Here is an 11,434-nt window from a genome sequence, read left to right as displayed (position 1 = left end):
ACTGTTGAGAATTAAGAAGAAAAGTATTAAAAAAAATAATATACTCATGATTAAAAAACTATCATTAGTCTCTTTATTTACTTTACTTCCTGCCTCATTCTATTTTGCGCAGACTACTGTGTTTGCGTATCTTAAGGATGCCGAGGGAAAGCCTGTTGAAAAGGCGGAAGTAGATCTTAAAGGGAGCGAAAATGATGTAACGGCTGACAAAATTGGATATTTCCAATTTGTGGATCTACAACCGGGACATTACCAAATTGTGATTACAAAGCCGAATTACGAAACAAAAGTAATGGAGTTTGATGTAGCCAATGAGAAGAGAAAGGATCTAGGGGCCATTACTCTATATTCTGCACTTACAAGTGCAGATCAGGGATTAGCCATTATTGATAGTGATGGTGATGATGAAGACAGCAATAGTGGGCAGGCATCTACGGTAGGTTTGCTGCAGTCGTCTCAGGACATTTTCAGCAGAATCGCCGCATTTGATTTAGGATTCTATTGGTTCCGTCCAAGAGGGATTGACGGAAGAATGGGAGAGACCATGCTTAATGGTGTTTCCATGGTAAAATCTGATAACGGGAATGTTGATTTCGGAAATTGGGGTGGTCTTAATGAGATTACAAGATACCCTGAAATCTCATCCAACCATTCTCCGTCTGAATACGCATTTGGTGGAAACAGTTCGGTTGTTTATAAAAATACAAAAGCCAGTGAGTACAGAAAAGGTTTTCAGTTTACTCAGTCTTTAACCAATAGAAATTACAGAAACAGAACTTCTTTAAGATACAGCTCAGGAATGAGCAAATCCGGATGGGCGTTTACTGTAATGGGAGCAAGAAGATGGGCAGAAGAAGGAATCCAGGACGGAACTTTCTACGATGCTTACGGAGCTTATTTAGGAATTGAGAAAAAGTTTAGTGACAAGCATTCAATGACATTCAACTTTATCGGAGCGCCTTACAGAAGATCCACTTCAAGCCCAAGCACCCAGGAAGTATATGATTACAGAGGGGTACATTATAATTCTTATTGGGGATATCAGGACGGAGAGCAGAGAAGTGAAAGGGTAAGAAAAGGTTTCCAGCCGATCTTCCAGATTCAGGATTTCTGGAAAATCAATAAAAAATCAAATCTTTGGACATCTGTTTCTTATCAGTTCGGGAAAGACAAAGGATCCCGTTTAGACTGGCAGAATGTTCAGAATCCGTCTCCTACCTATTACAGAAACTTACCAAGCTATTACGATTCTTTAGATCCTAATGCTTCCGTTACCAATCCTGATGGAACAACGACTACAGCGCAGGATGCTTACAGAACAGCTCTGGCAGCCTGGCAGTCAGGAGATACAAGCGTTACTCAGCTGGATTGGGATAAGCTTTACAGAAGAAATATGCAGCAGGCTCCGGGAACCTATTATGGACAAACCGGTAAAAGAGCTTTATATTATATGGTCAATGATGTAAGCGATGATAAAATCTGGAATGCTGCAACACACTTTATCCATAATTTTACCGATACGACTAAATTCTTATTAAACGTATCTTATCAAAACTACTATTCTGAGCAATACAGAGAAGTCAATGACCTTTTGGGAGCTGATTTTGTACTGAACAGAGACCCGTTTGCGGCTACCAACCAGCCGGGAAAATCAGGTTTATTTAATGAAGGTGAAGATAATGTAGCAAAAAGAGTAGGCGACAAAATGGGTTATGACTACATCTTCAGAAGACAGGAAGTGAAAGTGAACCCGGGACTGAAATTCTCAACCGGAAAGTTTGATGTATTTGTTTCTGCTATGGCAGGATATTCATCTTCCAACAGAGAAGGTTTGTTTAAACATTACTTATACAAAGACTCTTACGGAAAAGGAGCAGATTATAACTACTGGAACTACGGTCTGAAAGGACAGGTTATCTATAAGCTAAACGGAAGAAACTTCCTGGTTTATAATGGTGCTTATTATTCTCAGGCTCCTTATTTAGAAGATTTATTCGTTAATCCGAGAGTAAACGGATCCGTAGCTCCGGGAGTAAAAAATATGGTAGTAAATGCCAATGACCTTAGCTACGTTATTTCCTCTCCATTTCTGAAATTGAGATTGACAGGTTATTTGGTGGATACGGATAACGAAACTACCGTTCAAAGATTCTTCGCTGATGGTCTTCCGTTGAACGGTGTTGATGCGGACGGTAACCAAACCAACGTTCAGAGTGCATTTGTTTCTCAGATTATGACGGATGTGAAGAAAAGAAACATGGGCTTGGAACTGGGGGTTGATGTGAAGGTATTACCTACTTTATCTCTACAAGGTCTGGCAAGTATCGGACAGTATACTTATAAGAATGATCCAATGACTTATTTTGCTTCAGACGCTGTGGGTGCATTTGCCAATGGGCTTCCTTACGCAAGTCTAGGCAAAGCATATATTACAGATTACCGTCAGGGAGGAACTCCTCAGCAGGCATTCTCTTTAGGTTTCCGTTACAATAACCCTAAATACTGGTGGGTAGGTGCCAACTGGAACTATTTTGATCAAAATTATCTGGATCCTGCGGCATTGGTAAGAACAGAGTCGTTTGTACAGAATGATAACACACACACACCATATTCCGGTTTAACAGAATCTGAACTGAGAAGAGTTTTACAGCCGAACATGTTACCTTCCTCTTTCTTCTTAAATGCTAATGCAGGAAAGTCTTGGGTAATCGGTAAGTATTATGTGTTAATTTCTGCGACCGTAAATAATATTTTAGATAACAGAAAGTATATTACAGGAGGATTCGAGCAGACCAGAAATGCTAAATATCCTACTTTCTCTCAGGATCTTGACAGAGAGTTTACTTTGTTTGCACCGAAATACTGGTACACACAGGGAAGATCATATTTTGTGAATTTACAGTTTAGATTTTAATAACCAGACAACTAACTACTTTTAAAAATTATTAAGATGAACATAAAGAAATACTTAAGTTTAGTAACAGGAGTGGCCTTTGCCGCTGTTGCTATTACCTCTTGTGTACAAAAAGACGAGTGGGAAACACCACCCATTAAGTGTGAAAACAAATTTCCTTCGCCAAACATCTCTCTTGCAGATTTCAAAGCTCAGGCTCCGGCTACAGGATATCTTTTGATCACAAATGATCAGATTTTTGACGGATATGTAATTTCTTCTGACGAAAGCGGAAATTTCTACAAAACAATTTCTTTCCAGGACAAGGCGGAAAATCCTACTGCCGGTCTTCAGATTGAAGTTGATAAATCAAGTAACTATGCAGATTTCCCTGTAGGTGCACACATCAGAATTAATGCTAAAGGATTAAGACTGGGTATCGACAGAGGAACTGTAAAAATAGGTTCTGTAGACCCTACTTATGCTATCGGAAGAATTCCTGCCTCTTTGGTAAGCAGATATGTTTCCGGGGTTTGTGGAGGTAACGGCCTTGAAGTAGTAAACATTAAGCCGGTTGAATTACCTAACCTTGCTGCAGCTAAGAGCGATCAGTACATCAATACATTGGTAAAAGTTCCTAACACGCAGTTTTCAATCGGTGATATTTATCCTGTAAACAAAACTTATATCGATTATGTTGGGGGTGCAGGGGTAGATACCGACAGAACACTGGAAGATGGTTCAGGAAATTCTACTACTATAAGAAACTCTGCATTCTTCTCTGAAGGAGCTACTTTATTACCAACAGGAAACGGAGATGCAACTTTCGTAGTTAGCCGTTATAATACCACATGGCAGATGCTTATCAGAAATACAAAGGATATTAACTTTAAAGGAGCCAGAACAGACGCTACTCCGCCTAAAGGAGGTACTGCAATTACTTATTCAGGATCTTTCCTTGAGAACTTTGAAAGCTATGCAACCACTCCTGCCAATCTGGAAGTATTCCCTAAGTATATCAACGATCCGCTTTTAGGAAACAGATACTGGCAGTTGAAATCGTTTAGCGGTAATAAATATATCCAATTGGGAGCCAATTCAGGAACAGGACCATACACTACTTACTTCATTGTACCGGTTGATTTTACAGCTGCAAATACATTGAAATTTGATGTGAATGTTGGATTCTGGAACGGAAATGCTTTAAAAGTATACTATACCACCAATTATACGCCGCTGGGAGATATTACGGCTGCAACGAAAACGGATATTACTTCTGCATTTACCATTCCGCAGACCCCGACTAGTGGTTACGGAACATTAGCTCCTGCAGGAACTTATACTATTCCAAGTACATTGACAGGAAACGGATATATCTTATTCGAATATACAGGAAACGGAAGTGGTGTAACTACAACCGTTCAACTAGACAATATCCAGGTTCAATAATCTGAATCTGATATTTTAAAATTCAGGCCGTCTTTTAAAGACGGCCTTTTTATTTGCCTGGTCTTAAAATAAGTTTAGCAATCGAAGCTCATTTCAAAAGAAAATTTAAGAATAAAAATGACTGTTACTAATTTTAGGTTTCTTCGAATCTGAACTATTCACTTTTAAGATTCATTTTTACCTCATAGTCAATATCACTTTTATCATACTGAAATGGTATTTTAGGTAATGACCATCCGACATCATAATGATTATAATTTTTATAAATATGATATTTACTCAAAGAATCTGTAATGTCAAATTTGTCTAGTATGAGAAATCCATTTCTAATATTGGTAGAATCGTATACAACAAGATACTTTCTTCCATTAACAAACTCTCCGTCTTGATGAGAATTTATGATTTCTTTCTCATACTTAAATCTAAAATCATTTCCTTTTCTACGTGCTCTGTCTCCATAATAAGCAGAAGTTATTTCTCCTACAGTATATTTGGCATTTTTAAGTATTGCTGCCGTTGGTGGGCTTATAGCTTTATACTTTAAAAATATATGATCCAGCCTATACCACAGATTATTATGATTAAGAAAATCTTATTCTCTCTCTTCATTGAATGAAATTATTTTACTTCCTGATTAATAGCATTACGATTTAAAAACGGCCTATTCAGGTAAAGGTAAAACAAAAAACCACTGCATTTCAGCAGTGGTTCATATTTTTGAAATTATTCCGTTTAGAAAGAAACTTCATTTACTTCCTTTCCTCGCTGGAAATTCATTACTTTCTGGCTACCTTTATAAGCAATGCTCACTACGTTGAACTGCTTTGGAAAGGCGCTTAAAAGAATGGTATTCTTAATCTTCATAGTGCTGATATCCGACACGCCGCCGATTTCAAAATACACCCATACAGTTTCTCCGCTTACCTGACTTCCGGTGAAAGTTATAGTTTTTGGAGAGCCATTAATGTACACATCAAAATTATTGTTCACATATTTTTTTACTTCTGCTTCAAATCCTGCTGTATTGGGATTAATTTTAATAGCGTCAGAAATATGGTTGGTATTTATTTTTGTGGTAAACTTCAATGTTTTGCTTCCATCTATATAATCAACTTTTGTCATTGAAGAGAAAAAGTCTACATACATAAAACTCATTAACACAAAAAATGTTAAAATTCCCGATATATATAAAAGTTTTTTCATCTTAATTAATAGATTTACAATCATACTTGCTTTATAAAGGTCACAAATAATATGCCAATTAGAAATTTACATTCACAGAATACTTATCGTAAAATGCCTTAATATGAGCCACTGCCTCGTCAGCCGTATCTACCACACGATATAAATCAAGATCATCCGCGGCAATCATTCCTTCTTTTAACAGTGTTGCTTTGAACCAATCCAGTAATCCGCCCCAGAATTCACTTCCTACGAGAACAATCGGGAATTTGCCAATTTTATTGGTCTGAATCAGGGTCATTGCTTCCGTAAGCTCATCCAAAGTACCGAAGCCACCTGGCATTACAACAAATCCCTGAGAATATTTTACAAACATTACTTTTCTTACAAAAAAGTAATCGAAATTCATAGAATACGATTTATTGATGTACGGATTGAAGTGCTGCTCGAACGGCAAATCAATATTAAGCCCGATAGATCTTCCCTGGGCATTGAAAGCGCCCTTGTTTCCTGCTTCCATAATCCCCGGTCCGCCTCCGGTAATAATCCCGAAGCCCAGTTTGGTAATCTTTTCGGCAATTTCCACAGCCATTTCGTAATACCTGCTTTCAGGCTTCAGCCTTGCAGAGCCAAATATAGAAACACAAGGTCCTATTTTAGCCAGCTTCTCATAGCCGTCAACAAATTCAGCCATTACTTTGAAAACCATCCAGCTGTCTTTGGTTATGGTTTCGTCCCAGGTTTTCTGTCTGAGACTATTGTGAAGTTTTGTTTCGTTGATATCAAGGGCAGGATTTACTAAACTTTCATCCCTGGTTCCATCCATTTCCATTTCCAAAATTATTTAAAATATTTTTCGGCAACTATTACAGACTCAGGTCTCCCCACATCTACCAGGATGCTGTCATGTACAAATCCGTGGATATGTTCAGTCTGCATCAGGTCCAGATATTCTTCCATAACAGAAAATTTGCCGGTTCTCTTTATTTTTTCAAAGATAACAGGGTTGATACAGTGGACGCCGCTGAATGCAAGTGCCTTAAAGCCTTTGTTGAATTCCGCAAGCCTTTGTTCTCCCGACTGAACATTCAGCCAGCCTCTTAAAACCATATCATCATTAAAAAGCAGTTTTCTTGAGCTTTCCCTGTCGGAAACTGCTAAAGTAGCAAAATCTTTTATCTTTTTGTGATACTTTACAAGATCATCAATATTGATATCCGTTAAAATATCTGCGTTCATGATTAAAAAATCTTCCCCGTGATCGAGGAACTTTCTAGCAAAAATCAAGCCGCCTCCGGTTTCCAGCAGTTCATCGGTTTCATCCGAGATTTCAATGTTGCATCCGAAATTACTGTTTTTATTCAAAAATTCAACAATCTGATTTCCAAAATGATGGATATTGATCACAAAATCTTTTATTCCGAAGCCTTTAAGATAATTGATATTCCGTTCCAAAAGCGGTATGCCGTTTACCTTGGCCAGGGCTTTGGGATGATGATCCGTAAAGGGTTTGAGCCTGGTGCCTTTTCCGGCAGCGAAAATTAAAGTTTTCATTTATTTTTATAATTGATGAATGATAATTGATGAATGATCAAATGAGTATAGTTGATAAAAGATAATTGTATTCGAATGAATCATTTTATCTCTTATCAATAATCATTTATGGATTTAGTTGGTGCTGTTCATCATGGTGAAGACTTATTTCTGTTCCTTCAGGGTATTTTTCTTTGATGAATTCAGCAATTTTGATCGCGGAATATACAGATCTGTGTTGCCCTCCCGTACATCCGAAATTGATCTGAAGATTTTCAAAACCTCTTTCCAGATAATTATCAATATTGATTGAGATAATAGATTTTACCAGTTCCAAAAACTTCGGCATCTCTGTTTTCGTTTCAAGATATTCCTGAACTCCGATGTCATTTCCTGTCTGGATTTTGTATTCTTCTATTCTTCCAGGATTCAAAATTCCCCTGCAGTCAAAGGTAAAACCTCCTCCGTTTCCTGAATTGTCTTTAGGAATCCCTCCTTTTTTGTACGAAAAGCTGTGTATGTCGATGTGTAACATTGTTCTTTATTTATTGATTTATTGTTTAACCATTAAGGTTTATTTAGTTTTTAAGATAAGTTAAGATTTGATAAAATCAAATTCAGTCAGGAAGCTCTTTAAAATATTCATTAACAAAAGGCTTTAGTGACTTTGTAATATTATTTGTGAAAAAATTAATCAATAAGCCTTGTGGTTTTTTAAGAACTTTCATGTAGGTTAACAGCTGTGCTTCATGGATAGGAATTAGTTCTTCAACTGCTTTTAATTCTAAAATAACAGTATCATTAACTAATAAATCAACAACCAGTTTAGTTTCAATTTCTACTCCTTCATAATTAATTGGAACGTAAAGCTGTTGTTTTACATCATAACCATTTTTCATAAGTTCAATCTTTAAACATTCTCCATAAACACTTTCTAGAAGACCGGGACCAAGAGTTTTATGAACTTTAATAGCAAAGCCCGTAATTTCATATGATAACTGTGTAACTTCTTTCTTTGTCATAAGCTTAATATTCTTAACAGCTTAAAAGAATCTTAATGGTTTAAAATTGCATTAATTTTTAATTTTGATTTTTCTGAGTCCAGCTGTTCTATTACTTTTTTCAGCTCCGGATAATTACTCATTTGTTCCCACGAATCTGCAAACATTGTGATATTTTCAATGCCTTTTTCCAGGCTCGTCATAAAATGTTGCTTTCTTTGGATCAGCCCTCTGAAACCATAGGCTCCGAGTACCTGCAGAAATCTCATCATCTGGATTGGTTTTACCGAATTTTTTAGTTGATGTTGAGCTTTCTGATCCTCAAACTGCCCGATGTAATAATCCAGCATTTCATTTTTAAAATCTTCCGGAAAATTGGCCTTAGCCTGAAAAAGGAAAGAGATTACATCGTACATTAACGGACCTTCCATGGCAGACTGATAATCGATGAATGAAACTTTAAGATCTTCATCAACCATAATATTCCTTGCCTGGAAATCGCGGATCATGATTCCTCTCGGTTCAAGATTTTCGATAAGTCTGGAAATTTGTTTAAACTCTTTTAACAAGTCGGACTTACGGTATTCAAGCTCCAAAACATCGGCTACAAAATTTTTAAAATAATACAGATCATGGATCACGGGAAGCTCATCATAACTTTCGTATTCAAAAGTTCTTGAAAAATCAATTTTTCCCTGCGTACTGATCTGAAGCTGAAAAAGCTTTTGCAGAGTCTGTTTTACCAGTGCTTTTACCCTGGAAGAAAGTCCTTCTGCAGTAATTATTTCAGAAAGGGTCTGCGCTCCGAGAAACTCCTGGATGTATATTTTTCTGTTTTCTGAAACAGCAAAAATTTCAGGTGTATTAAGGCCGAGTTCAGAGAATATGTCAGAATAATAGAGGAAGCTTTCGTTTTCCGGGATATTTTCATTGCTGGTGACAATGTATTTTTTTGTGCCGGACTTAGCCAGAAAATTGACCCTCGCAGAACCGCTTTGAGCCAGTGCAACAAACTCAGAAGATGGTTCATTCAGGTATTTTTCAAAAAATCGTTTTGCGTTTTCGGAAGTCATAATATGGAAACAAATATACTAATTTACTGGGAGTTTGTCGTTTTGGTTGTTTGAGGATTTGAGAGTATTAGAGTATTAGTGTTTGAGAGTATTAGGGTTAGGGTTGGTCTGATATAGGAGTTGATCGTTGCTGGATGATGATTGAGATTTGAGGGTAGTTAAATTATTTTGTAAAATCTAACGTCTGATATTTCTAAGCTGAAATTTATTAGCTTAAGTTTCCTTCTAATTTTTATCTTTGCATCATGCTAAAGGATTTTAAACCAGTATTAAACATTCTGCTGAGGTTCATTGTTATTTACCTTGTATTGCTTTTTGGGTACCAGTTTTACCTGAATGCGAGTAAAGAGGGTGGGCTGGATCCTTTTTCCCGGATGATTGCCAATCAGGTGGCATCTATTCAGAAGGCTACAGGTTTTCCGACACTGCTTTATGATGATGTGAAAAACGAACAGGTTTGGTTTTATGTAAAGAAAAGTTACGTAACGAGAATGGTGGAAGGCTGTAATGCAGTTTCTGTAATGATTTTATTCTTAGCTTTTGTTTTTGCATTTTATAAAGGTACCAAAACCTATATTTTTGCCCTTGCCGGGCTGATTCTGCTGTACATTATGAATCTCCTGCGAATAATAGGGCTTAATATTGTCATGGTAGATCATCAGGAATATGGAAAAGTGTTCCACGACTTTATTTTCCCTGCAGTGATCTACGGAACGGTAGTGGTTCTTTGGCTGATATGGATTAAATTCTTTGCTTTAAAAAATGAAAATTCTTAACTGGTTTTTGGTCATAGCAGGAATCTGTGGGCTTATAAGTGTACGGATGTTCGAGGACAAAATGTTCCACGATCCTTTCCTGGGATACTTTCATGAAGCCAATAAAAATATTCCGTTTCCCGGGTTTGTATGGGGAAAATTAATAGCAGGTCATCTTTTCAGATTTATCCTTAATCTTGGTTTTTCCTGTCTTATTATTCAGTGTCTTTTTAGAAACCGTCAATGGACAGTGCAGGCAGCTTTATTGATTACCATCATTTTTGCCATTACTTTTCCGATCTATCTTTACTGCATCTATGACCGATTCGATATTGGTTATCTTTTTTCTTTTTATATGAGAAGATTTGTGATTCAGCCGCTGGCTTTACTTTTAATTGTCCCGATGTTCTATTACAGAAAACAGTTGGGAAAAGTAGGTACGTAGCGGTAAGAAAGTTTCGGGATGCGGGTTTCGTGATTTGAACTGACAAACAAACTCTCTGACTCTCAAACTCTCAAATCTAATCTGCGGTGTGTTTGTCTACGCTCGTTACATTCTCTGGTGTCCATTCTACTCTTTTTACAAAATCTTTTTCGCGGACAGGACAGTCTTTGATCAGGCATACGGGACATGACATCGGTTTGCAGTCATCCATATGGAAGTTGAATTCTACACTTCTTTTTGTGTTTTTAGCCAAAAGGATAATCATTTTTTCCATTTCGTCATGGGCTTCCCGAAGGCTGTAGTACCATGGCAGAGTAATATGGGCATCAATATGGAGATTAGCCCCGAATTGCTGGATTTTCATATTATGGACGTCTATCCATTCTGTCCTTCTGTTTTCCTCGAGCACCCTGATAATCTGGTTAAGCAGATCGGGATCCTGCTCATCCATAATGCCACTCAAAGATTTTCTAACGATTTTATAGCCGACATAAATAATGTAAAGACCGAAAATAAGGGCAACCACTGAGTCCAGCCAGTAGATTTTAGTGAAGTAAACAATAATTAAACTGATTACCACTCCAAAGGTAGTGATGGTATCAGACTGCAGATGCTTTCCGGATGATACAAGAACCAATGAGTTTTCTGCCTGACCTTTTTTAATGGAAATATATCCCAGAAGGTAGTTGATAACAGCGGTTGCAGCAATGATCCATATTCCGAGGTCAAGCTTGGCCAGTGTTTTCCCTATAATAAGACTGTTGACGCCTTCATAGATGATCATAATACCTGCTATAGCTATGAGAGCACCTTCGATGCCGGATGTTACAAATTCTACTTTTCCGTGGCCGTACGGGTGGTCCTCGTCTTTAGGCTTTGCGGCAAGATGAAGAGAGTAGAGTCCCATAAATGCGCTGATGACATTCACAACACTTTCCATAGCATCAGAAAATACAGCATCAGAATTAGTGAGCTTCCATGCAATGATCTTTCCTATAAATAAGATGACACCGAAAATGGCAATCAGCTTTTGGAATCCTATTTTGTCTTTATGGGTAATGGTCTTTTTATTTTCCATAGTTTGATAAAAAAAAGAATCTCAA

General features: G+C 37.3%; 11 protein-coding genes. 4 read left to right on the top strand and 7 right to left on the bottom strand.

Going from position 1 to position 11,434, the window contains the following annotated elements:
- Nucleotides 1–46: 46 nt before the first annotated feature.
- Together ACM40_RS02750 and ACM40_RS02745 are read left to right on the top strand one after the other, a co-directional pair.
- A complete protein-coding gene (locus ACM40_RS02750) occupies nucleotides 47–2,914 on the top strand; it encodes a carboxypeptidase-like regulatory domain-containing protein (protein WP_048501703.1) in 2,868 nt (955 codons plus the stop codon).
- 36 nt (nucleotides 2,915–2,950) lie between these two features.
- Complete coding sequence (locus ACM40_RS02745; protein ID WP_048501290.1) at nucleotides 2,951–4,342, top strand: DUF5689 domain-containing protein; 1,392 nt, start codon at nucleotides 2,951–2,953, stop codon at nucleotides 4,340–4,342.
- A gap of 732 nt (nucleotides 4,343–5,074) precedes the next feature.
- Here ACM40_RS02745 and ACM40_RS02740 read toward each other — a convergent pair.
- The 6 genes from ACM40_RS02740 to ACM40_RS02715 all read right to left on the bottom strand — a co-directional run bounded on the left by ACM40_RS02740 (nucleotide 5,075) and on the right by ACM40_RS02715 (nucleotide 9,131).
- Entirely contained in the window at nucleotides 5,075–5,545 is a 471-nt protein-coding gene (locus tag ACM40_RS02740) for a DUF6702 family protein (RefSeq protein WP_228376120.1), read from the bottom strand.
- A gap of 58 nt (nucleotides 5,546–5,603) precedes the next feature.
- Nucleotides 5,604–6,356: a TIGR00730 family Rossman fold protein gene (locus ACM40_RS02735; protein WP_081780138.1), complete on the bottom strand. Its 753-nt coding sequence runs from the start codon at nucleotides 6,354–6,356 to the stop codon at nucleotides 5,604–5,606.
- 8 nt (nucleotides 6,357–6,364) lie between these two features.
- Complete coding sequence (locus ACM40_RS02730; protein ID WP_048501288.1) at nucleotides 6,365–7,078, bottom strand: nucleotidyltransferase family protein; 714 nt, start codon at nucleotides 7,076–7,078, stop codon at nucleotides 6,365–6,367.
- Between the two features lie 106 nt (nucleotides 7,079–7,184).
- Nucleotides 7,185–7,592 (bottom strand): RNase adapter RapZ, encoded by a 408-nt coding sequence (locus ACM40_RS02725; RefSeq protein ID WP_048501287.1) that lies wholly within the window; start codon nucleotides 7,590–7,592, stop codon nucleotides 7,185–7,187.
- 82 nt (nucleotides 7,593–7,674) lie between these two features.
- Complete coding sequence (locus ACM40_RS02720) at nucleotides 7,675–8,079, bottom strand: GxxExxY protein (RefSeq protein WP_048501286.1); 405 nt, start codon at nucleotides 8,077–8,079, stop codon at nucleotides 7,675–7,677.
- A gap of 32 nt (nucleotides 8,080–8,111) precedes the next feature.
- Complete coding sequence (locus ACM40_RS02715; RefSeq protein WP_048501285.1) at nucleotides 8,112–9,131, bottom strand: aminoglycoside phosphotransferase family protein; 1,020 nt, start codon at nucleotides 9,129–9,131, stop codon at nucleotides 8,112–8,114.
- A gap of 245 nt (nucleotides 9,132–9,376) precedes the next feature.
- On the opposite strand from ACM40_RS02715, the gene xrtF reads away from it, so the two are divergent.
- Together xrtF and ACM40_RS02705 are read left to right on the top strand one after the other, a co-directional pair.
- Nucleotides 9,377–9,907, top strand: a complete 531-nt coding sequence (gene xrtF / locus ACM40_RS02710; protein WP_048501284.1) for an exosortase family protein XrtF — start codon at nucleotides 9,377–9,379, stop codon at nucleotides 9,905–9,907.
- Complete coding sequence (locus ACM40_RS02705; RefSeq protein WP_048501283.1) at nucleotides 9,894–10,331, top strand: exosortase F system-associated membrane protein; 438 nt, start codon at nucleotides 9,894–9,896, stop codon at nucleotides 10,329–10,331. The genes xrtF and ACM40_RS02705 overlap by 14 nt, the downstream gene beginning before the upstream one ends.
- A gap of 76 nt (nucleotides 10,332–10,407) precedes the next feature.
- Here the strand turns inward: ACM40_RS02705 and ACM40_RS02700 are convergent, their stop codons facing one another.
- Nucleotides 10,408–11,409 carry a cation diffusion facilitator family transporter gene (locus ACM40_RS02700; protein WP_048501282.1) on the bottom strand — a complete coding sequence of 334 codons (1,002 nt, stop codon included), beginning with the start codon at nucleotides 11,407–11,409 and terminating at the stop codon, nucleotides 10,408–10,410.
- Nucleotides 11,410–11,434: the final 25 nt, after the last annotated feature.

The sequence above is a fragment of the Chryseobacterium sp. BLS98 genome (assembly GCF_001045445.1).
GTDB lineage: Bacteria > Bacteroidota > Bacteroidia > Flavobacteriales > Weeksellaceae > Chryseobacterium.
Note: the sequence above shows the minus strand (reverse complement) of the source record. Positions and strands in the feature narration are given on the sequence as shown.

Bases quoted from the DNA above. Each gene is read 5' to 3' on its own strand.
- ACM40_RS02750 (WP_048501703.1), top strand. From the start codon at position 47: ATGATTAAAAAACTATCATTAGTCTCTTTATTTACTTTACTTCCTGCC.
- ACM40_RS02745 (WP_048501290.1), top strand. From the start codon at position 2,951: ATGAACATAAAGAAATACTTAAGTTTAGTAACAGGAGTGGCCTTTGCC.
- ACM40_RS02740 (WP_228376120.1), bottom strand. From the start codon at position 5,545: ATGAAAAAACTTTTATATATATCGGGAATTTTAACATTTTTTGTGTTA.
- ACM40_RS02735 (WP_081780138.1), bottom strand. From the start codon at position 6,356: ATGGAAATGGATGGAACCAGGGATGAAAGTTTAGTAAATCCTGCCCTT.
- ACM40_RS02730 (WP_048501288.1), bottom strand. From the start codon at position 7,078: ATGAAAACTTTAATTTTCGCTGCCGGAAAAGGCACCAGGCTCAAACCC.
- ACM40_RS02725 (WP_048501287.1), bottom strand. From the start codon at position 7,592: ATGTTACACATCGACATACACAGCTTTTCGTACAAAAAAGGAGGGATT.
- ACM40_RS02720 (WP_048501286.1), bottom strand. From the start codon at position 8,079: ATGACAAAGAAAGAAGTTACACAGTTATCATATGAAATTACGGGCTTT.
- ACM40_RS02715 (WP_048501285.1), bottom strand. From the start codon at position 9,131: ATGACTTCCGAAAACGCAAAACGATTTTTTGAAAAATACCTGAATGAA.
- xrtF (WP_048501284.1), top strand. From the start codon at position 9,377: ATGCTAAAGGATTTTAAACCAGTATTAAACATTCTGCTGAGGTTCATT.
- ACM40_RS02705 (WP_048501283.1), top strand. From the start codon at position 9,894: ATGAAAATTCTTAACTGGTTTTTGGTCATAGCAGGAATCTGTGGGCTT.
- ACM40_RS02700 (WP_048501282.1), bottom strand. From the start codon at position 11,409: ATGGAAAATAAAAAGACCATTACCCATAAAGACAAAATAGGATTCCAA.